This window comes from Aestuariibacter sp. GS-14 (assembly GCF_006494365.1).
Taxonomy (GTDB): Bacteria; Pseudomonadota; Gammaproteobacteria; order Enterobacterales; family Alteromonadaceae; genus Alteromonas; species Alteromonas mangrovi.
In genome coordinates this window covers 41467-67682 of record NZ_VHIP01000018.1, presented here as the reverse complement: position 1 = coordinate 67682, position 26216 = coordinate 41467, and the positions used below count along the sequence as shown (strand labels likewise).

At 48.6% G+C, this 26216-nt stretch carries 20 protein-coding genes and 1 other annotated feature; of the genes, 11 read left to right on the top strand and 9 right to left on the bottom strand.

Annotation, left to right across the window (positions count from 1 at the left end; translation table 11 throughout):
• Window positions 1-347 precede the first annotated feature (347 nt).
• Both FJ444_RS19760 and FJ444_RS19755 read left to right on the top strand, forming a co-directional pair.
• A complete protein-coding gene (locus FJ444_RS19760) occupies window positions 348-2747 on the top strand; it encodes a beta-glucosidase (protein ID WP_140961376.1) in 2400 nt (799 codons plus the stop codon).
• Between the two features lie 120 nt (window positions 2748-2867).
• On the top strand, window positions 2868-4112 hold the full coding sequence (locus tag FJ444_RS19755) for a sugar MFS transporter (protein WP_140961374.1): 1245 nt from the start codon (window positions 2868-2870) through the stop codon (window positions 4110-4112).
• Window positions 4113-4219: 107 nt separating this feature from the next.
• Here FJ444_RS19755 and FJ444_RS19750 read toward each other — a convergent pair whose 3' ends face one another.
• Window positions 4220-7867 carry a family 78 glycoside hydrolase catalytic domain gene (locus FJ444_RS19750; protein ID WP_140961372.1) on the bottom strand — a complete coding sequence of 1216 codons (3648 nt, stop codon included), beginning with the start codon at window positions 7865-7867 and terminating at the stop codon, window positions 4220-4222.
• A 486-nt stretch (window positions 7868-8353) separates the two neighbouring features.
• On the opposite strand from FJ444_RS19750, the gene FJ444_RS19745 reads away from it, so the two are divergent.
• From FJ444_RS19745 to FJ444_RS19710, 8 genes are all read left to right on the top strand, one after another.
• Window positions 8354-10999 carry a TonB-dependent receptor domain-containing protein gene (locus FJ444_RS19745; RefSeq protein ID WP_140961370.1) on the top strand — a complete coding sequence of 882 codons (2646 nt, stop codon included), beginning with the start codon at window positions 8354-8356 and terminating at the stop codon, window positions 10997-10999.
• Window positions 11000-11279: 280 nt separating this feature from the next.
• Window positions 11280-13223 carry a S9 family peptidase gene (locus FJ444_RS19740; protein ID WP_140961368.1) on the top strand — a complete coding sequence of 648 codons (1944 nt, stop codon included), beginning with the start codon at window positions 11280-11282 and terminating at the stop codon, window positions 13221-13223.
• 281 nt (window positions 13224-13504) lie between these two features.
• The gene (adk, locus tag FJ444_RS19735; RefSeq protein ID WP_140961366.1) at window positions 13505-14149 is read left to right on the top strand and encodes an adenylate kinase; all 645 of its coding nucleotides are present in this window, start codon (window positions 13505-13507) and stop codon (window positions 14147-14149) included.
• Window positions 14150-14550: 401 nt separating this feature from the next.
• Window positions 14551-14955, top strand: coding sequence for an MAPEG family protein (locus tag FJ444_RS19730; RefSeq protein WP_370298076.1), 405 nt, complete (start codon window positions 14551-14553; stop codon window positions 14953-14955).
• Window positions 14952-16085: an alanine racemase gene (locus FJ444_RS19725; RefSeq protein ID WP_219993928.1), complete on the top strand. Its 1134-nt coding sequence runs from the start codon at window positions 14952-14954 to the stop codon at window positions 16083-16085. Before FJ444_RS19730 ends, FJ444_RS19725 begins: the two co-directional genes overlap by 4 nt.
• Window positions 16086-16296: 211 nt before the next feature.
• Window positions 16297-16833, top strand: a complete 537-nt coding sequence (locus FJ444_RS19720) for a sel1 repeat family protein (protein ID WP_140961364.1) — start codon at window positions 16297-16299, stop codon at window positions 16831-16833.
• A gap of 207 nt (window positions 16834-17040) precedes the next feature.
• Entirely contained in the window at window positions 17041-17724 is a 684-nt protein-coding gene (locus FJ444_RS19715) for an ABC transporter substrate-binding protein (protein WP_255439354.1), read from the top strand.
• Between the two features lie 41 nt (window positions 17725-17765).
• Window positions 17766-18119 carry a PQQ-binding-like beta-propeller repeat protein gene (locus FJ444_RS19710; protein WP_140961360.1) on the top strand — a complete coding sequence of 118 codons (354 nt, stop codon included), beginning with the start codon at window positions 17766-17768 and terminating at the stop codon, window positions 18117-18119.
• 205 nt (window positions 18120-18324) lie between these two features.
• Here FJ444_RS19710 and hisIE read toward each other — a convergent pair whose 3' ends face one another.
• From hisIE to hisG, 8 genes are read right to left on the bottom strand one after another with little or no spacing between them, the layout of a single operon-like run.
• The gene (gene hisIE, locus FJ444_RS19705; protein ID WP_140961358.1) at window positions 18325-18945 is read right to left on the bottom strand and encodes a bifunctional phosphoribosyl-AMP cyclohydrolase/phosphoribosyl-ATP diphosphatase HisIE; all 621 of its coding nucleotides are present in this window, start codon (window positions 18943-18945) and stop codon (window positions 18325-18327) included.
• 17 nt (window positions 18946-18962) lie between these two features.
• On the bottom strand, window positions 18963-19751 hold the full coding sequence (hisF, locus tag FJ444_RS19700; protein ID WP_140961356.1) for an imidazole glycerol phosphate synthase subunit HisF: 789 nt from the start codon (window positions 19749-19751) through the stop codon (window positions 18963-18965).
• On the bottom strand, window positions 19733-20470 hold the full coding sequence (gene hisA / locus FJ444_RS19695) for a 1-(5-phosphoribosyl)-5-[(5-phosphoribosylamino)methylideneamino]imidazole-4-carboxamide isomerase (protein ID WP_140961354.1): 738 nt from the start codon (window positions 20468-20470) through the stop codon (window positions 19733-19735). The genes hisF and hisA overlap by 19 nt, the downstream gene beginning before the upstream one ends.
• Window positions 20470-21075: an imidazole glycerol phosphate synthase subunit HisH gene (hisH, locus tag FJ444_RS19690; protein WP_140961352.1), complete on the bottom strand. Its 606-nt coding sequence runs from the start codon at window positions 21073-21075 to the stop codon at window positions 20470-20472. Before hisH ends, hisA begins: the two co-directional genes overlap by 1 nt.
• Complete coding sequence (hisB, locus tag FJ444_RS19685) at window positions 21075-22145, bottom strand: bifunctional histidinol-phosphatase/imidazoleglycerol-phosphate dehydratase HisB (protein ID WP_140961350.1); 1071 nt, start codon at window positions 22143-22145, stop codon at window positions 21075-21077. The genes hisH and hisB overlap by 1 nt, the downstream gene beginning before the upstream one ends.
• The gene (gene hisC, locus FJ444_RS19680) at window positions 22142-23224 is read right to left on the bottom strand and encodes a histidinol-phosphate transaminase (RefSeq protein WP_140961348.1); all 1083 of its coding nucleotides are present in this window, start codon (window positions 23222-23224) and stop codon (window positions 22142-22144) included. The genes hisB and hisC overlap by 4 nt, the downstream gene beginning before the upstream one ends.
• A gap of 10 nt (window positions 23225-23234) precedes the next feature.
• Window positions 23235-24542, bottom strand: a complete 1308-nt coding sequence (gene hisD, locus FJ444_RS19675; protein ID WP_140961346.1) for a histidinol dehydrogenase — start codon at window positions 24540-24542, stop codon at window positions 23235-23237.
• A 14-nt stretch (window positions 24543-24556) separates the two neighbouring features.
• Entirely contained in the window at window positions 24557-25459 is a 903-nt protein-coding gene (gene hisG, locus FJ444_RS19670; protein ID WP_140961344.1) for an ATP phosphoribosyltransferase, read from the bottom strand.
• 45 nt (window positions 25460-25504) lie between these two features.
• Window positions 25505-25619: a sequence feature (His leader region), on the bottom strand.
• Window positions 25620-25842: 223 nt separating this feature from the next.
• Here hisG and FJ444_RS19665 point away from each other — a divergent pair.
• Window positions 25843-26187 carry a hypothetical protein gene (locus FJ444_RS19665; protein ID WP_140961342.1) on the top strand — a complete coding sequence of 115 codons (345 nt, stop codon included), beginning with the start codon at window positions 25843-25845 and terminating at the stop codon, window positions 26185-26187.
• The last annotated feature ends 29 nt before the right edge of the window (window positions 26188-26216 follow it).

The window sequence follows — 26216 nt, the reverse complement described above, 5'->3', positions numbered from 1 at the left end:
TTTGTTTTATTGTGTAGGGAACTGTTATTGCACAGTTTGTGCGCAAAAACGCACTGTCTGTCATTTATTGTTATTTATATAGTATCGACTTTACACACTTTTGAGAATATCGAAACGTATTTAACGCAATTCGGTTCAAATAAAACATTAATCTGCGCTTTTAGTCATTCGGCAAGATGTAGCGGGCGGGTTGAACGTTTTGAACCATTCTCACGGTTAAATCAATAATTGACATCGATGTCATAAAAATGCAGGATGTCTACATATTTTTAACATTGGACACCGTTAATTTCATTTATTTATCAATTTTACGCATTTGATAACGTTGTCTACATTTCGGTGATGCTATGATTCCCAGTTTTAAACATTCCATTTTGGCTTGTGCCTTTGCAGGATTAACCGCTTGTGGCGGCAATGCGCCAACCTCAGAGATCGCTAATGCCGCTGATAGCTATACAGACAGAAACAACAATGGCGTAATGGATGATTTTGAAAATCCGGCGCTTGATGTCAGCCTGCGTGCCACGGATCTGATTACAAGATTGTCGCTGGAGCAGAAAGTAAATTTGCTCACGGGCACTGGCTTTCAATTAAACAATGTTGGTGGCTCAGAGAAAGTGCCCGGGGCGGCAGGCTCGACCTTTGCTATTCCTGAATTAGGTATCCCAGCGATGGTGCTGGCTGATGGGCCTGCGGGATTGCGCATTTCCCCTACCCGGGAGAATGACCCAGCCAGCTATTTTGCTACTGCCTTTCCCATTGCTACGGCGTTGGCCTCTACCTGGAATACGCAATTGGTTACCCAGGTGGGTGATGCTATGGGCGAAGAGGTGAAAGAATACGGCGTGGATTTATTCCTTGCGCCAGGCATGAATATTCATGCTAACCCATTGGCGGGGCGGAACTTTGAATACTATTCAGAAGATCCACTGATCAGCGGTTCTATTGCTGCCTCAATTGTAAATGGTGTAGAAGCGCATGGGGTGGGTACCACTATTAAACACTTTGTGGCGAATAACGCAGAAACCAGCCGTATGTGGCTGGATGCCCACATTAATGAGCAGGCCTATCGCGAAATCTACTTGCGCGGGTTTGAGATTGCTATTGAAGCTTCTCAGCCCTGGGCCATTATGACCTCTTACAACAAAGTGAATGGCGTGTATACCTCACAGGATGAAGTGCTACTTGAAACGGTATTGCGCCAGGAGTTTGGCTATGAAGGACTGGTAATGACCGACTGGTTTGCTGGCGACAGCGCAGTGGCGCAAATGCAGGCAGGCAACGATTTAATTATGCCAGGTATGCCAGACCAGCGTCAGGCAATTACTGATGCGGTTAAAAGTGGCTCGTTGAACGAATCAGTGTTAGACCGCAATTTACAGCGTATCGTTGAAACGATATTAAAGTCGCCATCTTACAATGGCTATGCTTATAGCAATAAGCCTGACCTGCAGGCCCATGCTAACGTGGCACGTCAGGCTGCTGCCGAAGGGGTTGTGTTATTGAAGAACAATAATGCACTGCCAGTAAACGCAGATACCCGTATTGCTGCTTTTGGAAATACCAGTTACGACTTCATTGCGGGTGGCACCGGCAGTGGTGATGTAAATGAAGCCTATACCGTGTCGCTGGTGGATGGCCTGAATAACGCCAATATTCCTGTATTTACCCCACTGCAACTGGCTTACACGGCTTTCATGGCAGAGGAAGCTGCGAAGCGTCCGCCGAAAAAACACTTCTTTGAGTTACAAGCGCCACTACCAGAATTTAGTCTGCCAGATGCACTGCTAAATGAAACCGTAGCCAATACAGACGTGGGGTTGATCACCATTGGCAGGAATGCCGGTGAGTTTCAGGACCGTCAACTGGATGACGATTTCAACTTAACCGCTGCCGAGTTAACGATGATTGCTAAAGTGAGCGATGCTTATCACAAGGCCGGTAAAAAAGTGGTTGCAGTGCTCAATACCGGCGGCGTTATAGAAGTGGCCAGTTGGCGCGACCAGGTTGATGCTATTGTATTACCGTGGCAGGGGGGGCAGGAAGCTGGCAACGCCCTGGTTGATGTGTTAACCGGTAAGGTAAATCCATCGGGTCGTCTGGCAACCACATTCCCGCTGACTTATGCTAACAATCCTACGTCCGACGTGTTTCCGGGCAAGCCCACTTCAGATGAAACCGTTACCGATCCCTATATTGGATTATTTGTGGGTAAGCGTACCCAGCTTGATTATGTCGACGGTATTTATGTAGGCTACCGCTATTACGACACATTTAACGTTCCTGTAGCCTATGATTTTGGTTACGGGTTGTCGTATACCGGCTTTGATATCGATGGCGTCAGTGTTTCATCTGCCGGATCACCGGCTGAATTTACCATTACCTTGTCGGTAAGTAATACCGGCGATGTTACGGGCAAGGACGTAATTCAGGTTTACGCTTCTGCTCCAACAGGGGATATCCCAAAAGCCAACAAAATCCTGGTAGCCTTTGCTAAAACTGGCGACATATCGCCAGCTTCAACAGAGGATCTTACATTACATGTAAATGCCAAACGCCTGGCGTCCTTCAGTGAGACGCAACGGGCCTGGGTGGTAGAGGCCGGAGATTACACGTTTCATGTAGGCCACTCGTCACAAGACATCATTAAACAGGTTACGGTATCTATTCCCCAATCCATTGTGGTGAGTAAGGTGTTGGCAGAGCTCGTTCCACCTGTTCCAATTGCCGAAATCTCGCCCAAGTAACCGGCAATAACCATTATCAGTAAACCAGTGGGCATGTACTTAACTGCTCATTATATTCAAAGCTTCCGGGCATGATCTGCCCGGAAGCTTTGTTGTATTAACTATTCAGGAGATCTTTACATGGCCGTCTCAATACCCGGCTCGTCTCAGTCTAACTTTGAACAGGGAAACTACCGTTTTGCACTGGGTGCGCTTACCAGTTTGTTCTTTATGTGGGGATTTATTACCTGCCTTAACGACATTTTAATCCCGTACTTAAAGGCGCAATTTGCCCTGAGCTATACCGAGGCAATGTTGATCCAGTTTTGCTTTTTCGCTGCGTATTTTGTGATGTCAGTGCCTTCTGGTGCATTGGTGCATCGCATTGGTCACCAAAAAGGGCTGGTGGCAGGCCTTACTATTGCCGGTACTGGATGCTTGCTGTTTTACCCGGCAGCCCAAATGCATTGGTACCCGTTCTTCTTGCTGGCGTTATTTGTGCTGGCCAGCGGTATTACATTACTTCAGGTTGCCGCTAATCCTTATGTCGCAGCATTAGGTCCAGCGAAAACTGCACCTTCCAGATTAACGCTTACCCAGGGGTTCAATTCGCTGGGAACTACTATTGCTCCGTTGATTGGTGGCGCGCTTATTTTGGCAGCAGTGACAAGTGCCACTACGGATGCCGAGAAGGTCGCCAGTGTACAATTTCCTTATCTAATGTTGGCCGCTGCGCTGTTTGGTTTGGCATTGGTTTTTGCGTGGTTGAATTTGCCGGTTATTCACGAAGACAACGCCGGGCAAGTCAGCAGTAAAACACCGCTATCAGCCTACCCACATTTAATTCTGGGTGCAGTAGGGATTTTTGTGTATGTGGGCGGTGAAGTAGCGATTGGCAGCTTTTTGGTTAATTTTATTGGTGAACCAACGGTAATGGGACTGGCTGAACATGAAGCGGCTAACTATGTAGCTTATTATTGGGGCGGAGCCATGGTTGGCCGGTTTATTGGCGCGGCAGTCATGACACGCTTTTCGCCCTCTCGCGTGCTTGGGATTCATGCCATTGGCTCGGTATTACTTGTTGCGTTGGCGATGGTGTCCAGTGGCAAGTTGGCTATGTTGGCAATACTGGCAGTGGGGCTTTGTAATTCAATTATGTTTCCAACCATTTTTAGTCTGGCTATTCAGGGGATGGGCAACGATGCCAGTCGTGGATCGGGTTTGTTGTGCCTGGCCATTGTGGGCGGTGCCATTGTGCCGCTGATACAGGGCATCATCGCCGATGTTGCAGGCATTCAACTGGCATTCATCGTGCCATTGCTGTGTTATGTGTATATTGCCTTTTACGGATTTTCGTACTTTAAATGGTATAAAACACAGGCGTAATTGGCGATTTTAATTAGTAACGCTTATTACATGATATAAAAAAGCCGGGTGGCATTTTTTCATGCCCCCGGCTTTTTTAGCCTGCGTGCTAAACGCATCGTTACTAACTATCGTTTAATAGCAAAGTTATATTGGCCTGAGCCTAACGTCATGATCACTTGTTGGCCGGTTGCTTCAACTATGCGAAGTCCCGACACGTTTTCAAGCGCTACACCATTTTCAGTTATGTTAGAGACCGATGTTGCAGGCAGAATCAGAGTGGCTTCGGTATTTGCAGGTACCGTTGCTTTGTACACCAGGGTACCGCCTTCTTGCTTCCATTGGCTCACAATGGTGCCGTATAACGATTCATAGCTGGCATCTACCCAGGTAATGCTGCCCGTAGGATCAATCTCTGGTGCCAGCGTGAATGATTTAAAGCCAGGCTCACCGCGCTGTATGCCACCACTGTTTTGCATCAACCATTGGCCTACTGCGCCAAATGAGTAGTGATTAAATGAATTCATGTTGTTGTTACCGCCAAATCCATTTTCAACCGTATACCCATTCAAACGCTCCCAAATGGTTGTTGCGCCTTGTTTTACCGGGTAGAGCCACGATGGGTACTGGTCGTTTAACAATAACTTGTACGCTTCTTCAGTGTAGCCGTGTTCGCTGAGTGACTGGCTGATCCAGGCGGTGCCGATGAATCCGGTCATCAGTGAATATGGAGGGCGTTCCGTGCCAGTATCATCCACATTGCTTTGCGCCACGGTGCGCGCAAGATTCGCGGCCATGGCGTCTTTCGCATCGTCCTGGAATGCACCCATTGCCAGGCCAACCGCATAGGAAGTTTGAGTATCCGCTACTACGGTTTTCAGATCACCCGCCATGGCATCAAACATAGAGGCATTACTGATCTTACCCAGGGTTTTCTGCTCGTCGTTCAGGAATGTACTGGCAAAGTGGGCGCGTCGTTGATTGGCAGTTTGTGCGTAAAACGCTGAATCGTCACTGTGCCCCAACACGTTTGCCACATCAGCCATAATGTCCAGGGTAAAAACGTAATAGGCACTGGCCAGATAGGCAGAACCCAACTGATTGTTTTGCGGGCCAAGCCAATCGCCTAATCCCGCGTCCATGATTAATCCGGTAACCGGATTAATTGTGCCTTCCAAATAGCTCATGTAGCGCTGCATAGAGTCATAGTGCTCTTCCAGCATAGCCACATCGCCATATTGAAGGTAGCTTTCCCAGGGGAGAGTAATTCCCGCAGAGCCCCATAAAATACCGCCAAAACCACCACCAACTGGTGCGATATCAGCGTAGCGGCCTTCCGGTGACTGGGTATCACGCATGGCTTGTAAATGCCGGCGCAGGAACGGCGATGCATTACTTACAAAGGTGGCTGTTCTGCCAAAAACGTTGATGTCGCCAGACCAACCCATGCGCTCGTTGCGTTGAGGGCAATCGGTAGGTACCCACAAAAAGTTATCTACGTTCGACCACACCAGATTCGACCAAAGCTTGTTCACATTATCGTTTGAACATGAATATGACGCCGTTAAGCCCTGTACCGAACTGGTGACCAACCCTTTTACAGAATCCAGTGGTAAAGGGTTTTCCAAGCCGCTGATTTCAAGGTATTGGTATCCATGTGAAGTAAAGCGTGGAGAGTAAGTTTGCTCACCATCTTTCATTACGTAAATATCCTGACTTAGTGCTGCCCGATAGTTTTCTGTCATCAGCATGCCTACGTTCGGACCGGATTCCGGCAGGTCAGGGTAGAGCATTTCGCCCACTCGCAATGTAACGGTTTGACCGGCTTTGCCATCAGCAAATTGCAACGATGGCACGCCTACCATGTTTTGGCCCATGTCGTAAATGAACACGCCAGGCTTCACTTCCTTCACCGATTGTGCGGTCAACGTGGTGAAGACATTGGCTGTTTCACCAATCTGCCCCACCAACTGCATTTGTGAATAGTCCAGACTTTGGCTATCTCTTGCCATGTTCGGGCGAACGTTTTTAGAGGCAGATCCATCCAATGGCACTGCGATAGCGTTTTGCCATGCTGATGCGTCAAATACGGTTGTGTGCCAGGTTTCAAATGCGCTCTCCAAACGGGCGTCGTATACTTCGCCCATCTGCAGGCTGCCGTAACGCACTGGCCCTTGCTGTGTGTACTGCCAGTCGTTCTCATTGGTTGTTAGTACTTGCTCAGAGCCGTCTGTGTAGGTAACCACCAGTTGCGCCAGTAGTGATTGTCTGTCGCCAAATGCGTTCCAGGTGTTACCAAAGCTCAACAGGCCACTCCACCATCCCTCGCCCAGTACTGCACCCATTGCATTGCTACCCGATACCAGTGCGTCTGTTACGTCATAGGTTTGATACAGGTGAGTTTTGTTGTATTGCGTAAGACCCGGGTTGTAGTAGTCGTCGCTTACCCGTTTGCCGTTAATATAGAAATCGTAAATGCCCCGGGCGGTAACATACAATCTGGCTTTTTTTATGGCCTTTTGCGATACATCGAAAGCAGTTCTGAGCACAGGTGCACCGTTAGCCGGTGGGTGAGCGGTAATCAGCGTATCCTGTTCCTGTGCAGTTACTACATAACGCGCCTCTTGTATTGAAATTTCGGGAGTGTTTGCGAAGATACTGTTCTGCTCGCCTGATACGTCATCAGCGAAAACAACGTTATTGGGTGCGTGAATATTGCGCACTTCCAGTGCATCAAATACAGCAGTCTGGCCTTTTGGCACGTAAAAACCGATTCCATTTAACATACCGTAGGTCAGGTTGTCGTGGTTATGTCCCAATGGGTTTAGCGTTACTTTGGCGCCCTTAACCAAAGGCGGGAACAACATATCAAACGGCGAAAAGGGGACATTCTCAGCACCGACAAAGAAATCACTGCGGTTGTTTACCTGTAAGGTAAGGGTACCGTATTCATTGTGGATGAGCAGGGCGTGACGCGCATGGGCATTGCCAGCGTTTATCACATCCTGCTTAATGGTAAAGGTGCTAACCGGCACGGCAGGATTGTCGTTTGGCGTATACCCTGCGCGATAAACATTCAGTGTTGCTGGCGTTGCAGGTTTTTTCGACAGTCCACCCACGTCCAGCACAACCTTAAAGTAACTTTCGTTGTGTTTATTGGCCAACTGATACACGTTGAGATGCGGGGACAATAATCGGGGATCGTTTGCAGCAAATACCAAACCAGCTTCATGGCTGTTCACCGGGATCGTTATCCCGACAGACAGATCATACAGTGGCAGGTAATCGGGGTGAAAGGTAATTGCTTTGTCATCAGCACCAATCCACTGTGCACCATTCCACGCGCTAATGTCAGGATTGAGCAGGCCTGTTTCAAACCAGGCGCTTTTGGATACTTGGCGCTGTTGGTTATCCCATACGGTTAAGGTCCAGTCATAACGAGTGCGTGGTTTAAGCGGACTACCTGCATATTGAACGTGTACCGATACATCGCTGTTTACTTTGGTGCTATCCCAGACAGTCTCTCCCCATTCATCCGTAACAACTACCTGATAGGCTATTTGCTTTATATTGCGCTGCTCTTCAGTTGTAGCCATAGCCCAGCTGAATCGAGGCCGTTGAACATCTATTCCCAACGGTGCGTCAGTGTAGTCGGTGTTTAATTTGTAGAGCGAAAGTGCAGCCACATCTTCGCTATTGGGTGACGATGCAGGGGCGCAGGCGGTAATGTGCGTTATGAAGCACAGCACTCCTAGGTATAAGAACACGTTTTTCACAAGCAATATGCTCCGACGTTTGTGTTAGCGGATGCCAGACGTGTATCAGGCAATAGCTTGCCATTGCTATCGATGTCACGAGAGGGCGTTACCAGCATAACAGTTAATGGTAATTGTAAATAACTCGTTGCAAACGATTATAATTGCAGTGAATGATTTTGCAATGAAATGATTGTTTCTAATTTGGAGTTGACCGAGGTGTTTACGCTATTTGTACATTTATTTACACGGGCTGCTTACATTGATCTTATCGATAGCAAGTATTTATGATTTTTCTAAAAGCTATGTTTTTATATTTAAGTTATTGAAATTGAATGGTGTTTATGGTTTTTTTTAGTGTGTTTGGTTTGTGTGCTTTCAAATGTTTGCGTTTGATTACTGTTGACCGAACATGATTGTTGAGTTAATTTATTACGCAGATGTTAACGAATTGTTTAGCGTCGGGCACAAAAAATTTAGGGGACTTACCCCATTTCGGAGACTGAAATGAACGCACAATCAGGACAACACTTCGGCGTATTCAAGCCAACTTTATTAGCTTTGCTTGTTAGCACAGCGTTTTCTGGCCACGTATTTTCACAAGAAAAGCAACAAGAAAATGACAACGATGTCGAAAAGATTGAAGTAAGAGCACAGGCAACTGGAACACTTATTCGTGGAGCAACGCCTGTTGGTACTAATGTGGTTGGATTTGACACCGCCGAGGTTGAAGCGATCAGTGTGGCAGACAGCAATGAGCTACTGGCACAAATCCCGCAAATGAGCAGCACCTTTAACAGCCGCCCAACGATGGGAACCGATATTGGTCAGGGTATGCCAATGCCGAAGTTGCGTGATATCGGTGTAGGTGGCGGTAGCACTACACTGCTGTTGTTGAACGGCATGCGTATGCCGGGGTCTGGTATTATTCAGACTATTCCGAACGTGTCTGCTATTCCGCCTGGTGTAATCAGCAACCTTGAAATTGTGATGGACGGTGGATCATCTATTTACGGTTCCGATGCTATCGCCGGGGTGGTTAACTTTATTACCCGCGACCGATTTGATGGCGTGGAGTTCAGTGCTGAAGGTGGTGTGGGCGACAGCTATTCTGCCAGCACTTTCAATATTACGGCTGGGAAAGACTGGACGACAGGTTCAGGCATGATCTCGATTTACCATGCACAAAACGATGAAGTGTTTGGTAAAGATCGCGATTTTATTACCGGCAATAGCACAGCCAACGGCGGTGGCGATTATCGTTCCAATCTGTGTAATCCGGGGACCATTACGGTTGACGGAGTGAACTATAAAATGGACACCCGTGAAGCCGGCTCAAATATCTGTGATCCAACAGATGGTATTACATACGTACCCAAAGAGAAGAAAACCACAATCTATGCGTCACTGCAGCAGGATCTTAACGACAGTGCGTATGTAGATGTGGTGACTTATTACAGTGAGTGGAGCGCAGATATTACCGGTGACGCCACTAATTCGCTGTCTGATATTGGCGCGACAGGCACGATTACCTCTGACAACCCTTATTTTTCACCCATTGGGTCTGAAACCAGCCATTCAGTGGCATTCGACTTCAGCGACGTGGTTGGACTGGGTGCGAAAAACGGCAGTGATTTTGATGCGTTTGCCTTTATTCCTGAAATTACTTACGAATTGCCCAACTACTGGCGTTTAAAAGCGGCTTACAGTTATGGTCTGGCACACACCAAGGGTGTTGAACGCGGAATTAACTCCACTGCGCTGGCTGCAGCACTGGCGGGCACTGATACCAGTTCAGCGCTGAATCCTTATGACGTTGCGTCAACTGATCAGAGTGTGCTCGATAGTATTCTGGGGTATTACGGCAGCTACGGTGATGCAACACAAAGTCACCACCAAATCCGGGCTACTTTGGACGGCGCGATTGCTGAATTACCGGCCGGTGAAGTCATGCTGGCCGTAGGCGCTGAATACTTTAAACAAGACTATGAAGTTGCGTATGGTGGCGGTGCTGCAGGTGCGCTGGATCTGGTTGAAGCAGAAGCGTCGCGTAATGTTAAATCGGTATTTGGTGAAGTGATGATGCCTCTGATGGACTCATCGGCTGGCGAAATTAACTTTACCGCGTCATTGCGTTACGACAATTACAACGATGTAGGCAGCACTACTAATCCCAAAATTGGTCTTGATTACAAACCAACTGAAAACACCCGCCTGCGTGCGCAGTGGGGCACCTCGTTCCAGGCGCCAAGTTTAGCGGATACTGGCGCAGCGGTAGACACTCGGGCAATTGTATTACCGGTTAGCCCTTGGCTGGCCAGTGATGCCGCGGGTACGGACTTCTTCCGCGGCACTATTCTACTGGCGGGTGGAAGCGATGGTTTGAAGCCGGAAGAATCTGAGTCTTACAGCGTTGGTTTTGACTGGACGCCGGATTTTGCCGACGACCTGAGCGTAAGCGTTACTTACTACAACGTGGATTACTCCAGTGCAATCAACCTTGCACCGTTTTATACACCGAGCGTTTACTTTAATACGCCTGGGTACGCAGCTTACTATACCATTAACCCTACCCTTGAAGAGGCGCTGGCTGCCACTGAAGGCTTCCGCATAGACGGTGCGCCGGTAGAGTCGCTGTATGCAGATGGAAATTCTGCGTACATGATAGCGGATGCCCGTCGTTACAACATGACGGCCACGCGCTTGTCTGGTCTGGATTTCGATATTCAGAAAAGCTGGCTGGTGGATTTGGGTAAGATCAGTGCGGGTGTGTCTGGTACTTACACGCTGAAACGTGAAGCTCAGGCGGTAGCGGGTGATGCGTATGTTGATGAATTAGAAACCGGTACATTTGGTAAATACAACGTAGTGGCATCGGTGGGTCTGTCGACTGAAAAAACAAACAGTCTGATCCGCGTGCTGCATAGCGATGGCTGGGAGAACGCTTATGCCTCTCTGGATTCATTAACTACAGTGAATGTATTTACCAGCTACTCGCTGGGTGATATGGGCAGCTTCGAAAACGTGGACATCACCATGAATATCGACAACCTGTTTGATGCCGAAGCGCCTTACTTTGATGACGCAAACGGCTTTGATGGCGGTAACGTGATTGGTCGTGTGTTCTACCTTGGTGTTAAAGCCAAAATGTAATGAGTGTGTAACCTCGTGTGGGTAAAGGCGCGCAGAGTGTTCTCTGCGCGCTTTTTTTCGTTTTAACAGAGAGTAAATGTCACGGGAAGATTAGCGATTTACACTATAGTTGGATGACTCCTGCGCTTAAAATATGTTAAAAATAACAAGTAAACGTACCCTAATTGTTTTGATAAACAGTCATATGGGTTGCGTTTCATTTATCTAACACTCAGGAAGTTATGTACTCTTGCAGTCTCTTTGTCAGAGGCAGGGCAATGGTGCGTAGAAAGGATCTAACATGAAAAAAATAATAACAGCACTACTGCTGCTATGTGCATACATAGGTTCAGTCAATGCCGATTCCATCCCATTAGAATCATTCGCAAAGCACGCTCAGTATCAGTCAGTTAAGATATCACCAACCGGAGAATACCTTGCGTTTGCCGCGTTGGAAGAAGGCAAACGGGTGATTGCTGTGGTACAACGTTCACCGGCCAAGCTACTGAACGTGATTCGCTTCAGAGGCAACGAACAGGCCGGTTCGTACTTTTGGGCAAACGATGAAAGACTGGTTGTAGGTTTGCAGATCACATTGGGCTATTTCGCCAGGCCTATGGGTACCGGCGAATATTACGCAGTTAATTACGATGGCTCAAAAGGCCGAAATATTTTTGGTTACCGCAGCGAAGAGGGGGTCGCGTTTAACCCGGTTTTTGAATCTCCATCGGTTTTGGACATGATGTGGGACGACGATAAACACATCCTGATTCAGGGGATTCCAGTTAATAATGATTCGTCAAATTTAACCAACGTGTACCGGTTGAATATTTACAATGGCAGAAAGCGCCAGATTACCCGCTCCCCTTTGAAACAAGCTCAAATGTTGTCAGATAACAACCAGCAAGTGCGTTATGCAGTGGGTGCTACGGCCAAAGAGGGCAAAAACGTACTGCAAATTTATTATCGCGAAGACAATGACGCTGACTGGTCATTGCAAAAGGAATTTGATAACGATGATGACTCGTCGTTTCAGCCTTTGGGATTTACTGCTGATAACAAAGGCATTTACATACGGTCTGATCATCAGAATGGTCGCGATGGTATTTATCGCTACGATTTGAACAGCGAAGAAATGACCATGGTTTATCAGCATGATCGTGTAGACATTTCTGACTTTGACATAGACCGCAATAACGTGTTGTATGCGGTGCAGGTAGAGCCAGATTACTCATACACTGAAGTGGTTGAGCCTGCGCACCCAATCGGAAAATGGTACCCGCCGCTGATTAAAGCGTTCAACGGTGCCCGCGTGCAGATCACCTCTGCAACCGCAGATTTCACCAAGTTAACGGTATTCGTAAGCAGTGATCGGGATCCTGGTTCGTTTTATCTGTTTGATACCACCAAAGGCGGGGTGGAACAGTTAGCTAAAGTAAAACCCTGGATTGATCCTAAACAAATAGGCAGCGGTTTCCCGGTGGCGATACAAGCGCGGGATGGTTACACCAACTATGCCTATGTTTCTACACCAGTAGGTAAAGAGAAAAACCTGCCGCTGGTAATTATTCCTCATGGCGGGCCGCATGGTCCTCGCGATTATTGGGCATACGACGATGATGTCGCGTTCCTTAACGACAATGGATTTGCAACTATCAAGGTGAATTTCCGCGGCAGCGGTGGTTATGGTAATGCGCATGAATCCGCAGGCTACGGTGAGTGGGGCGGATTGATGATTGACGACATGACCGATGCGGTTAAATGGGCGATTAAAGACGGCCTGGCTGATCCGGATCGCATCTGTATTTATGGCGCTTCGTATGGTGGGTATGCGTCGTTAATGTCGGTGGTAAAAGAGCCGGATCTGTACCAATGTGCGGTAGGGTATGTTGGCATTTACGACATGGCAATGATGTTTGAGAAGGGCGATATTCCAGACAGTCGCTTTGGTCAGAATTTCTTAAAGCAAGTGCTCAGTAAGGACGAAGCCAAACTGGATGCGTTCTCGCCAGCCAGACATGTCGACAAAATAAAGGCCGAACTGTTTATTGTGCATGGTGAACAAGACGAGCGAGCACACTACGATCACGCTCTGTTATTGAAATCAAAACTCGATGAAGCCGGAAAATCCTACGAGTGGATGACACGGGCGGAAGAAGGACATGGTTTCTACAAAGAGGAAAACAGGCAGGCGCTTTACGAAGCCATGCTAACGTTTCTGAATAAGCACATTGGAGAGAAGTGAGTACATAGTAGTGAGTACATAGTTATGTACTCTCACATCGTCCTGTTGCTGGTCTGTGGTTATAGCAGGCCGGCACAGTACAGAATTCTGTACGACTATAGTTAGCATAAAACAGGCTTATCGAGGGGGCGTTAAACGGCGGTCGTACTGGTCTTTCGTTCAATTTACATACGCTATTAGTCTTAAGCGCACCTGCTTGGCCTGCACAGTACTTGTCACGCGGGTTTGGAGTGTGTAAAGTGCCCCACAGTTATAAGTTAATACAAGCGGAGAGCGCAAATATGCGAATAATACTTCTCGGTGCACCAGGTGCCGGTAAGGGAACACAAGCGCAGTTTCTGATGGGCAAATATGGTATCCCGCAAATTTCTACGGGTGACATGCTGCGTAGCGCAATCAAGGCAGGTACAGAAATGGGGCTTGCTGCTAAGAAAGTAATGGACGAAGGGAAGTTGGTATCCGACGATATCATCATTGGTCTGGTAAAAGAGCGCATTGCGCAGGACGACTGTAAAGCCGGCTTTTTACTGGATGGATTCCCGCGCACAATTCCTCAGGCAGATGCCATGAAAGAAGCGGGCGTTACCGTTGATCATTGCATCGAGTTTGATGTGCCGGACGACGTTATTGTCGACCGTATGGGTGGCCGCCGCGTTCACCCTGCGTCGGGCCGCGTTTATCATGTTGTCTACAATCCGCCTAAAGTGGAAGGCAAAGATGATCAAACGGGTGATGATTTGATTATTCGTGATGACGATAAAGAAGAAACGGTACGTAATCGTTTAAGCATTTATCACGAACAAACCCGGCCATTGGTAGATTACTACACTGCCGAGGCTGCTGCCGGAAATTGTGCTTATCACAAATTAGACGGTACTCAGCCGGTTGATCAGGTTAGTCAGCAACTGGCTGCACTACTTGGTTAATCAGACCATCTAAGAAAAGCTGCCGGTTGGCAGCTTTTTTGTTTGTGCGCTCGCTGAATAATACCAATCCGCATAGAAGTTTACCCACTCAGCAACACTGGCAGGCTTTTTAGCTAGGCTTGGTTGCACAGGTTTGGTGGTTCCAAATCAAGCAGGCGTAACAACGCTAAAAAGCCTGCCAGTGTTGCCCAAAGGGAGTGGCCAAAACGACTTATATCTGTGTTGCGCCCTCTGGACATAGAATGGCTATGCCTCAGAGTGCGCGTCGTGATCTAAGTCGTTTTTACTCACTCTGAGTGAGCAAACTTCTATGCGAATTGGTATAAAATCGCTAACAAATCCTTTACCTGCTCGCGGGCAAACTGTCACAATGGCACCGAATTAATTGAAGGAACAGTGCCATGTTGTTACTCCCAGTTACCGCTTTTTACGCCAGTATTCTTGCCCTGGTTTATCTCTATCTTACAGCGCTGGTTATTCGCTTTCGACGCCAAAATCGCATTGGTGTGGGCGATGGCGGCAGTGACGTGTTACAGCGACTTATTCGCGTACACGGTAACTTCGCGGAATACGTACCGTTAACCTTGATCCTGCTTGCGGTGCTAGAAATTAACAGTCAATCCACCTTGTTGATTCACTTGCTTGGCGGCGCTCTGGTGATGGGGCGGGTTTTACATGCGTACGGATTACGCCATTCCGCTGGCGCAACCTGGCAGCGATTGGTGGGTATGGTACTTACGTTGCTCACGTTGTTTATTATTGCCTGTATTAATTTAACGCTGATTTATTGGATGCCATTTCTGTGAGTAAGCTTACGTCTTTAATGACCCCCGCCTGCGTAATTGATGCAGCTAAGTTTCAGCACAATATCCGCCGTATGCAGGCTGTTGCCGCCCGCGATAATCTGGTGCTGCGTCCACATGTAAAAACCTTAAAGTCTTTGGCTGCGGCAGAGTTTTATGCACCTGCCAGCGGCCCGATAACGGTATCGACGCTGGCCGAGGCCGAGAGTTTTGCCAGCGCGGGTTACACAGACATTCTTTATGCAGTGGGATTAGTGCCTAATAAATTTGGTCGTGTCGCAGCGCTTTCAGCACGAGCCAATAGATTTACGGTGGTACTGGACAGCATGGCAGCCGTGAATGCACTGATAGCCTACGCCACTCAGCTGGAACATCCGTTACAGGTGATGCTGGAGGTGGATGTGGATGACCACCGCGCCGGACTGTTACCTGTGTCTGATGAGCTGGTTGCATGTGCAAAAGCCATCGTAAGTACGCCACAACTCCATTTCAGAGGGGTAATGACACACGCGGGTGGCAGTTATGATTGTTTTACCCAGCAAGCGCGGGATGCGATTGCTGAACAGGAATGCCAGTTAATTGCGAAAGCGGCAGCGCGATTAGCCGAACACCAGATTGAATGCGAATTGGTGTCTGCCGGATCAACACCTACCGCATTGGCAAATACTCGTCATAAAGGGATTAATGAGCTTCGCGCTGGCGTTTACGCTACATTTGATTGCGTAATGGCAGGGTTGGGTGTGTGTACTGTTAACGACATTGCGCTCTCGGTGCTAACCAGTGTAATTGGTCATCAGAAAGACAAAAACTGGGTGATTGTTGATGCGGGTTGGATGGCGCTGTCCCGCGACCAAGGCACAGCCTCACATGCTAAAAACTGCGGATACGGGTTGGTCTGTAACAGTGACGGGGAAATTCTGGATGGTTGGTATGTCAGCAGCACCAATCAGGAGCACGGCATTATTTCACATATCGATGGCAAGCAACCTGATGACGCATTGTTTGGCTATGGCACGATGCTGCGTATTCTGCCTATACATGCCTGTGCAACCGCCGCACAATTTGAGGCTTATCAGGTGGTCGATACCGAAGGCAATGTAAAGGACGTCTGGTCACGCATTTCAGGCTGGTAAACTTCTATGCGAATTGGTATCAAACGTTACAAATGATACATATCGACACATTTGGTTACTGCTTAGCGAGCATTGTTACACCTGTTTGGTTGTGTACAGCAAAGGATCCTCTATGATCACAATTACGCAACAGATACTTAGTACAGTTGTTTAGCGTAGTTAACTGAGTCATGGTTGCTAACTGATAATATTCGTTAAGAGGAGCCACAAAATGGATTTTAGCAAATTAAAGAAAATGTTGTTGGTAGCAGCGGTAAGCGCATTACCTGCGCTATCCTTTGCACAGGATGTTGAAGTGATCACCGTTGAAGGCGGAGAGGGTCCAATCCTGAGTCGTAATCAACAGGAATACAGCCTGGCCGTTGAACAAGCGATGCTGGCACTGCACGCAAAGAACTACGAAAGTTCTTACCGTCTGTTGACGAAAGGTGCCCGTTTTGGCAACAAGCAATCGCAGTTTTATCTGGCGATGAGTTATTTCAATGGCTGGGGAACAGAAATTGATAATAAGCAGGGCTGGTTGTGGTTAAACGTGGCAATGGAAGCGCGCAATTCACAGTGGAACCATTCGTTTAAGAAAATAGCCGACGCTATTCCTGAAGAAATTCAAACTGCCTGGCAAGCTGATGTGGCCCATCATATTGAAACCTATGGTGCCCAGGCTACAGAGCATAACTGTAAGCGTTATCGTCCAACCGGCAGCAGCATTACCGAAATTATTTGTGAGCGTGAATTCGATGGTTCTTAAGCGCCATCAACGCAAATGAAATAGCACAGAGAGCCGGTCACGGATTGACTGGCTTTTTTGTTTTTGCTGCGCCCATGCTTGCCATAACTCAATGTTGTCGCGATTTCCCAAGGTTGCATGACAGGCGAATCGCGGTACTATGGTAGCAGGATGTGTCCAGACGTTTTAAACAGCATGAAAAGGTTATTCAGAAGTGTGTGTTTGAGTGTGACGGTCATGCTAAGCAATGGTGTTTTTGCTGATTCATCATTGATGGTCTTCACAGAAAGCTCCCCGCCATATCATTATGTAGAAAATGGCAAAGTAATTGGCGAAGTAACAGACAAAGTGCGCAACATTATAGCGCGGGCAGGGTATACGGCTGAATTCAAAGTATTTCCTTGGGCGCGGGCGGTATTGAACACGCAGCGTCACAATCGGGCGCTTATATTTTCAATTGCCCGTACACCAGAGCGGGAAAATCAGTATCAGTGGATTGCGCCGGTAACTCAGTTTGAGTTGGGTATTCTCGCACTCTCTGCCCGCAACGACATTTCAATTTCAAACTGGCGTGATTTAACGGCGTATTCCGTTGCCACGCAACGGGGTGATATAGCCGAAAAATGGCTCAAGGAGCTCGGCTTTAAGGAAGGTCAAAATCTGATCGCCTGTGCTGATATTGTTTGTTCATGGGAAGAGCTCAAACGGGGCACAGTGGATTTTATTATCGAAGATCCCCGGTTAGTTGCCGATACAGCTGAATTAGTGGGCCTGAAGGTTACCGACGTCACCATGCACCAACTTATCCCTGAGTTATCGGTTACTGCTCATTTGGCTGCCAGCTCAACAATGCCGCCGGCAATTGTTGCCCGATTACGCCGCGCCGCCAACGAAATTGGTTACCGGCCCTAGGCAGGTAATCAGCCGTTGAATCTCACCATGGAGTGACAGAAATGGAAAAACTGTTTTTAGGCATTAAAGGCCACGTTGTGTGCCTGGAGAAAGCGACGGGAAAGACGCTTTGGGATACCAAACTAAAATCGACCTCTGGCGTTACCAATCTGCTATTTGAAGACAACAGAGTGTTTGCGTATTCCGGTGGGCATTTGTTTTGCGTTAATGCAGAAAACGGTAGAATTCTCTGGGAAAACAAACTGGATGGCTTTGGCTATGGTGCCTGTATAATTGCCAGTGAAAACCAAAATGCCAGTTTGATCACCAGTCAGATTCAGGCTCAGCAGTCTTCAGCGGCTACCGCTGGTATTATTGCTGCTACAGCAAGCACATCAGCGGGTGGCGGCGAGTAGAAAGCAGATGTACTACTCAATTTGGATGGGTATTGAGCTGCTACAGAATTGAGCGCGGTGATAATGTTGCAAGTCTCCTTGGTAAGAAAGACTACAAACTCAACCGTTTTTCCCGATATCGCTATGCAAGTCAGTGATGGTGAATAGGGAAGACGACTAACGGGAGCAAGTTATTTAATTAACCGCTCCCGTAACGATTAGCGAATTACGCCTTGTGGCGCTCGCGAAGGATCCCAATAGCATCAGACATCGACATATCGCAGGCATGCAGCAGCACCGTTAAGTGATACAGCAAATCGGCCGCTTCGTTTTTCAGCTCTTCGGTGTCCATAACAGTAGCTGCCAATGCGGTTTCTACCCCTTCTTCACCTACTTTCTGGGCGATGCGTTTTACGCCTTTACTGTAAAGTCTGGCGGTGTAACTGGAGTCTGGATCGGCGTTTTTACGCTCAGCCAGAATGCGCTCAAGATCGCCAATAAAGGTGTAATCAGCAACTTCACCATGGAACCAGCAGCTTTCTTCGCCGGTGTGACAGGTTGGGCCATTTGGCTTAGCCAGTACCAACAAGGAGTCGGCATCACAGTCGGCACTGATGCTGACTAGATCAAGCGTATTACCCGATGTTTCGCCTTTTTGCCATAAGCGCTGCTTGGAACGGCTAAAAAACGTGACTTTGCCACTTTCCAGTGTTGTCGTCAGGGCGTCCTGATTCATATAACCTTGCATCAGTACTTTGCCGGTAACGGCATCCTGCACAATAGCCGGTAGCAGGTTGTCCATTTTATCCCACGCCAACTGCGCAAGTGTTTGTTGTGTCACTTTCATATTTACACCCTTGTTGGTTAACCCTGGCGAAAGCGTTCGCGCATGGCTATGCCTTCGCTAACCAGCGTGGCTTTGAGTTCGTCAATGTCAATAATGCCTTTGTGGAAAACAGACGCTGCAAGCGCGCCATCCACATCGGCTTGCTTAAATACATCGGTGAAGTGAGCAATGGCACCCGCACCGCCAGAAGCAATCAGCGGAATATTACAAATATCACGAACGGCTTTTAGCTGAGCAAGGTCGTAACCCTGACGCACGCCGTCCTGGTTCATACAATTCAGTACGATTTCGCCGGCACCGCGTTGCTGTACTTCTTTGATCCAGTCCAGTGTTTGCCAGGCAGTTTGTTGAGTGCGGCTTTCGTCACCGGTAAACTTGTATACTTCGTACTGGTTGTTGTCTTTGTTGTAAAAGCTGTCGATACCAATCACCACGCACTGCTGTCCGTACACATCGTGAAGCTCGTTGATCAGGTCCGGATTGGTCAGCGCTGGTGAGTTGATTGATATTTTATCTGCACCCATTTCAAGGATGCGGCCTGCATCTTCAACTGATTTGATACCACCGGCCACGCAGAACGGGATATCAATAACCTGCGCGATGCGGCTCACCCAGCTTTTGTCTACCACGCGTTGGTCTGAGCTGGCGGTAATATCGTAAAACACCAGTTCGTCTGCGCCGGCTTTCGCGTATTGTTCCGCCAGCGGTACGATGTCACCAATGATTTCGTGGTTGCGAAATTGTACGCCTTTAACCACTTTGCCATCGCGTACATCCAAACAAGGAATTATCCGTTTTGCCAGCATGCAATAGCCTCCTCAACGTTGAATTTACCTTCCAGTAACGCCCGGCCTAAAATCACGCCGCCGACGCCGGTAGGGCGTAAGGCACGAATGTCGTCCAGCGAACCAATGCCGCCGGAGGCCTGCCAGCTTACTGCCGGAAACTGTTTGCACACTTCGGTGTACAGCGCCACGTTAGAGCCCTGTAAAGTACCGTCACGGCTTATATCGGTGCACAGAACATGTTTAGCACCGACTTCAGCAAACTCGCTCAGGATGTGTTCCAGTGACACACCCGAGTTTTCCTGCCAGCCGTGGGTGGCAATAAACTTGTTACCTTGTTCGTCAATGTTGATATCCAGGGCCAGCACAATGTGTTCAGGGCCGTATTTCTCAACCCAACTCTTCACCAGTGCCGTTTCTTTTACCGCCAGAGAACCAACGACAACACGGCTTACGCCGGACTCTAGCAACTGAGCCACTTCCTGCTCACTGCGAATACCGCCGCCAGCCTGAAACTTCATGCGTTTGGTGTCGACCATGTGTTTAATCAGGGTAAGCTGACGCTTACTGGTGTCTTTGGCACCGGTCAGATCCACAATATGAAGCCATTCTGCACCCTGGTCGGCATAGCTATGCACCACATCAACCGGTGCTAAGGTGTACTGAGTTTTCTGGTTGTAGTCGCCTTGATAAAGGCGAACGACCGCGCCGTCTATTAAATCAATTGCTGGAATAATCATTACATGTTCACAAAGTTAGTTAACAGTTGTGCACCGGCTTCACCAGAGCGCTCAGGGTGGAATTGCACACCGTAGAAATTATTGTGCTGAATGGCTGCCGAAAAGGACTGGCCATATTCACACGATGCCAGCGTATGTTCATACACAGGCACCGCAAAACTGTGCACAAAGTAGAAATACGTACCTGCATCGATACCTGCAAATAAGGCTGAATCTATTTTTGGCGAAATGGTGTTCCAGCCCATGTGCGGTAATCGCAATTCGCCCGCTTTCAATCGGGTAACTTCACCGGGCATCAGTTTAAGGCAATCAATCGTGCCGCTGGTGGCTTCATCAGACTGCTGCACCATCAACTGCATACCAAGACACACGCCTAGTACAGGCTGCGTGAGCTGTTGAAGCGTAGGGATCAGGCCTTTACCGGTAATGCTCTTCATCGCAGCGCCCGCGCTGCCCACGCCGGGCAGAAACACTTTGTCGGCCGCTTTGATGACGGATGGATCGTCTGACACGGTAACGGCAACGCCTAAACGTTCCAGCGCAAATTTTACCGATGAAATGTTCGCACAGCCGGTATTAACAATCACAATGGTTTGTTGTGACATTACAAGGCTCCTTTACTGCTTGGCAGGGCATCACCCTGACGCGTAATCGCCTGGCGCAATGCACGGCCGAAGACTTTGAATAAGCTTTCAACCTGATGATGCGCATTGCCCTCAGTGGTAGATAAATGCAGGGAAAGTCCCATGCTTTGCGACAGCGAATAGAAGAAGTGCTCTACCATTTCAGTGGCCATTTCGCCTACCTGATCGCGACTGAAATCTGCCTCGAATTTGAGGTAAGGGCGGTTAGATATATCCATGATGCATTCCGCCCGGCACTCGTCCATGGGCAGCGCGAATCCAAAGCGTCCAATGCCGCGTTTATTGCCAAGGGCTTTTTTCAGTGCTTCGCCTAATGCCAGCGCGGTGTCTTCAACACTGTGGTGATCGTCGATGTGCAAATCGCCGTCAACTTTTACCTGTAACTCGAAGCCGCCATGGGTGGCAATTTGGTCGAGCATATGGTCGAAAAAGCCAATACCAGTATGAATACTGGACTTGGCCGCAGAATCTAAATCCACGCGCACATGAATGTCGGTTTCAGATGTGGTGCGGGTCACTTCGGCAATGCGGGCTGAGGCTAGCAGTTGCTTTTCAATCATTGGCCAATTCAGGGTGTCGCGATCGTAGCGAATGCCCACTATGCCCATGTTCTCGGCCAATTGAATGTCAGTCATGCGATCGCCAATGACAGCAGAGCGGGTAAAGTCGACTTTGCCTTGTTGCAGGTAGTCTTTTACCAGTCCCAGTTTGGGTTTCCGACAGGTACAGTTGTCGGCATCGAAATGCGGGCAAATCAGCACGTCGTCAAAGGTTACGCCCTGGCTTTCGAAAACCGCCATCATGGCATTGTGTGGTTTTTCAAAATTGGCCATCGGGAAGCTATTGGTGCCCAGGCCATCCTGGTTGGTTACCATAACCAGCTTATAGCCAGCCGCTTTCAGCTTGAGTAACACCGGGATCACTTGCGGCTCAAAGGCCAGTTTCTCAAGCGAATCCAACTGCTTATCGATAGGTGGCTCTTCTACCAGTGTGCCGTCACGGTCGATAAATAAAATGGCTTGCTGACTCATGACTTGGCTCCTGTCTGATTAAAAAATGTATTCAGCAGCGACAGCAGTCGCTGGTTTTGTTCCGCGTTGCCAACAGTAACGCGCAAACAGTGTTGTAAATTCAGTTGCTTGGACTGATCGCGAATAAGCATGCCTTCGCTTACTAAAAATTGCATGATGTCACTGCTTTGCGGGTGACGGAACAATATATAGTTGGCTTTTACATCGCCCATCATAGTCACGCCCGGCAACACGGCGAGGGCGCTGCGAAGGGCATCGCGTTCGGTGTTCAGGTAGCTCACCTGTTCGCGCATGCGGGCAACGTTTTCTTCACTGAGTGCCTGGGTCACGATCTGTGCCACCGGCTCCGGAATAGGGTAAGGCGCAATCACTTTCATCAGCGCCTGAATAATCTCTTCGTTTGCCAGCGTAAAGCCACATCGTAAGCCAGCCAGCGCAAAGGCTTTAGACAGCGTACGCAATACCACCAGATTGGCGTACTGACTGAATTTAGTGGCCCAGGTATTGGCCATATCAAATTCAATGTAGGCTTCGTCCATTACCACCAGTGCACGATCTTTAAAGTGGGCCAGAATGCGTTCCACATCGGCTGCTTTAACTTGTGTGCCGGTAGGGTTGTTGGGCGCACAAATGAAAACCAGGTTGACGTTGTCTACTGCACAAATGCCATCCACATCGAGATTGAAATCTGGTTTAAGTGGTACGCGCTCTATGCCCACATCACAGGTTTCTGCGCTAATTGCATACATTCCGTAGGTAGGCGGACAAATCAGAATGCGATCTTTACCCGGTGTACAAAAGGTACGAATCAGTAATTCTATGCCTTCATCGGCACCCCGGGTGACCATCAGTTGGGATGCCTCTAATCCTGTATAACGGGCGTAACCTTTAATCACGCCCGACGGTTGGCAAGACGGGTAACGATTAAAGTTACTGTCGTCAATGCTATAGGGGTTAGCAAACGGCGATTCGTTGGCATTGAGCCAGTCCTGGCCACCGGAAAATAACCGGCGCGCAGACTCATAAGGCTTCAGTGGCACCAAATTGGCGTTGATAAGGGTATCAACTAACTTACTCATATACGGATCTCTACTTCGAATCGTTACGTTGCAAGGCTTCCAGGCGATAGCGCACGGCATCGCGGTGCGCGTCTAACCCTTCGGCATCAGCCAGTTGCATTATAGCGGGGCCCAGATTGCGCATGCCGTCAGCGGATAACTCCTGAATGGTGTAGCGGCGCATAAAATCGAGCAGGCCCAAACTGGAATAATTACGGGCATAGCCATAGGTAGGCAACACGTGATTAGTACCAGACGCATAATCACCAGCGCTTTCTGGTGACCATGGCCCTAAGAAAATAGAACCGGCGTGTTTAATTGCTGGCAAATGATCCCGGGCGTTGTCTATTTGCACAATCAGGTGTTCCGGCGCATAAGCGTTACTGACTTCAATGGCCTGTTCTATTGAGTCGGCCAGAATGTAACGGGCATTCTGCATGGCTTTGCTTGCAATACTTTCACGCGACAAACGCGCAAGTTGAGCGGTGACTTCCGCTTTCGTTGCCTCTATCAGCGCCTGACTTTCTGAAACCAGAATGGCCTGAGAATCCGGACCGTGTTCTGCTTGTGAAAGCAGGTCAGATGCTACGAATTCCGCACTTGCATTGGCGTCAGCCAGCACCAGTACTTCAGATGGGCCAGCAGGCATGTCGATGGCCGCGCCATCAGCTCGCTGACTAACCTGTTGTTTGGCTTCGGTTACAAAACTGTTACCCGGGCCAAAGATCTTGTCGACCTTTGCTATGGTGTGAGTGCCAAATGCCATTGCAGCAATGGCTTGCGCGCCACCACACAAATAGATTTCTTCGATGCCACACAATTTGGCCGCGTAGGCAATTTCCGGTGCAATGCGCTGTTGCGCATTGGGCGGTGTGCACAGCACGCGGCGCTCACAGCCTGCAACTAGCGAAGGGACGCCAAGCATCATTACCGTAGACGGCAATGGCGCACTGCCGCCCGGGATGTAAAGACCAACCGCTTCAAGGCCGGTAAAGCGCTGTTCGCAAACCACGCCAGGGGTAGTGGTGAGGCGAATATCTTCAGGATATTGTGCCTGGTGGAACTGTTTTACATTGTTGAATGCGGTTTGAATGGCACTTTGTACCTCTGCAGAAACTTGCGCTGCAAGCGCATCCCGCGCTTCAACTGACAAAGGTAGCGCTGACAGCTCAGGGCAATCAAACTTGCGCGTATAATCCAGCACTGCGTCGTCGCCGCGCGCTTTTACGTCGGCCAGAATGCCCGCTACGGTATTGCGCAGTGACTCGCTGTCTGCCATTGCCGGGCGCGACAGCGCTGCGGTTTTGTCGGCAGTGGAAAGCGTTGACCAGTTAATCATTGATAACCTCTCAGTTAACCCATCATTTTTTCAATTGGCATTACCAGAATTGAACTGCAGCCCAGTGCTTTTAATTTTTCCATGGTTTCCCAGAACAGATTCTCAGGGCTTACCACGTGGATAGCTACTGTATCGTCAGAGCCCGCCAGCGGCAGAACTGTTGGGTTTTCCGCACCTGGCAGCAGGCTTTTTACCTGTTCCAGATAAGCCTTGGGAGCGTGTAACATGATGTACTTACTTTCTTTTGCCTGAATCACACCGTCGATACGAGGCACTAAGCGGTTGATCAACGCCTGTTTTTCCTCGCTGATTTCACCGTCGGCGCGTTGAATTAATACGGCTTTTGAACGGAATATCACTTCTTCTTCCTTGAGGCCGTTGGCTTCCAGTGTGGCGCCGGTTGATACCAGGTCGCAGATTGCGTGGGCCACACCTGCACGAGGGGCTACTTCTACTGAACCGGTTAACATTACCGCTTTGGCATTAACGCCGCTCTCTTTGAAGAAACGCTCCAGTAGGTAAGGGTATGTAGTGGCTACTTTTTTGCCTTCCAGTGATTTAACACTTTCGTAGTTAAATTCGTTGGGAACGGCAATCGATAAACGGCAACCGCCGTAATCTAAACGACGCAGTACTTCGAAGTCTGAGGCTTTGCCCGCAGCGCGGCGTTCCAGCATTTTCTCTTCAAGCTCATTTTCGCCAATGAATCCCAGGTCAACTACGCCATCCATAACCAAACCGGGAATGTCGTCGTCGCGGACGCGCAGCAGGTCAATATTTTCATTGGTGGAATGGGCAATCAGCAGGCGATCACGAATGTTAAGTTTAATGCCAATGGCTTTGAGTAGTGCAATGCTGTCGTCACTCAGGCGACCTGATTTTTGAATTGCAATACGTAATCTTCTGCTATCACTCATGGTGATGTTCCTCTGTAAAGTCCTGAATTTGGTACGCCTTAAACGAAAAACCCCCGGAAGTCTCCTTCCGGGGGTCGATAACTGTATCTGCGCCACTGGAAGGAAATAATAACCTTCCAGCACAAACCTGAAAGGTTATGCTCTATGATGGTGGTGATGCATGGCGGCGCGTTGAGTCATTTGAAATCTGTTCACTAAAATTCGACGCGCAAACAATAGCCAAGTCGCGCAATCATTGCAAGCCTTTTGCTACGAATTGGGGCATAAATGCACTATCAAACAGTTATAAGTGCTACGATTTTGGTATGAATCATTTGTTGTTGATGTTATTTTGACCAAATGTATAGGGCATCTTATTTCAACGCTGACTGGATGATAGCGAAATGAGTAACGATCTGTTGTTTTCTGTGATCCCCAGAGAAGGGAAAACCCCCGTTGTCGCAGACGAACGGGTTAAACGGGTGAGCAAAGAAGCGCGCACAAAACAGCTGTCGGACGAAGAAAAGGAAACCCATGACGAAGAGCGATTGGTGAGTGAACAGCAGCAGTATCGCTTGCAGCGAAAACAAGAGGGCGGTGGGGAACCGTCGGATCAGTCTCAAAAGCAGGCAGAACAACAGATGTCGGACGAAGCTGCTGACGATGACATTACCTACGACAGCCACGGGGAAACCGAACACCACTGTGACGAAGATGGCGGCCAGCCTCACATAGATACGTTTTCCTAATTTTTTAGCACTATACTAGACTACAGTTA

Coding starts and splice junctions, on each gene's coding strand:
- FJ444_RS19745 (WP_140961370.1), top strand. CDS start 8,354: ATGAACGCACAATCAGGACAACACTTCGGCGTATTCAAGCCAACTTTA.
- FJ444_RS19730 (WP_370298076.1), top strand. CDS start 14,551: ATGTTGTTACTCCCAGTTACCGCTTTTTACGCCAGTATTCTTGCCCTG.
- hisA (WP_140961354.1), bottom strand. CDS start 20,470: ATGATTATTCCAGCAATTGATTTAATAGACGGCGCGGTCGTTCGCCTT.
- adk (WP_140961366.1), top strand. CDS start 13,505: ATGCGAATAATACTTCTCGGTGCACCAGGTGCCGGTAAGGGAACACAA.
- FJ444_RS19755 (WP_140961374.1), top strand. CDS start 2,868: ATGGCCGTCTCAATACCCGGCTCGTCTCAGTCTAACTTTGAACAGGGA.
- hisIE (WP_140961358.1), bottom strand. CDS start 18,945: ATGAAAGTGACACAACAAACACTTGCGCAGTTGGCGTGGGATAAAATG.
- hisG (WP_140961344.1), bottom strand. CDS start 25,459: ATGAGTGATAGCAGAAGATTACGTATTGCAATTCAAAAATCAGGTCGC.
- FJ444_RS19760 (WP_140961376.1), top strand. CDS start 348: ATGATTCCCAGTTTTAAACATTCCATTTTGGCTTGTGCCTTTGCAGGA.
- hisH (WP_140961352.1), bottom strand. CDS start 21,075: ATGTCACAACAAACCATTGTGATTGTTAATACCGGCTGTGCGAACATT.
- FJ444_RS19740 (WP_140961368.1), top strand. CDS start 11,280: ATGAAAAAAATAATAACAGCACTACTGCTGCTATGTGCATACATAGGT.
- hisC (WP_140961348.1), bottom strand. CDS start 23,224: ATGAGTAAGTTAGTTGATACCCTTATCAACGCCAATTTGGTGCCACTG.
- hisD (WP_140961346.1), bottom strand. CDS start 24,542: ATGATTAACTGGTCAACGCTTTCCACTGCCGACAAAACCGCAGCGCTG.
- FJ444_RS19665 (WP_140961342.1), top strand. CDS start 25,843: ATGAGTAACGATCTGTTGTTTTCTGTGATCCCCAGAGAAGGGAAAACC.
- hisB (WP_140961350.1), bottom strand. CDS start 22,145: ATGAGTCAGCAAGCCATTTTATTTATCGACCGTGACGGCACACTGGTA.
- FJ444_RS19710 (WP_140961360.1), top strand. CDS start 17,766: ATGGAAAAACTGTTTTTAGGCATTAAAGGCCACGTTGTGTGCCTGGAG.
- hisF (WP_140961356.1), bottom strand. CDS start 19,751: ATGCTGGCAAAACGGATAATTCCTTGTTTGGATGTACGCGATGGCAAA.
- FJ444_RS19720 (WP_140961364.1), top strand. CDS start 16,297: ATGGATTTTAGCAAATTAAAGAAAATGTTGTTGGTAGCAGCGGTAAGC.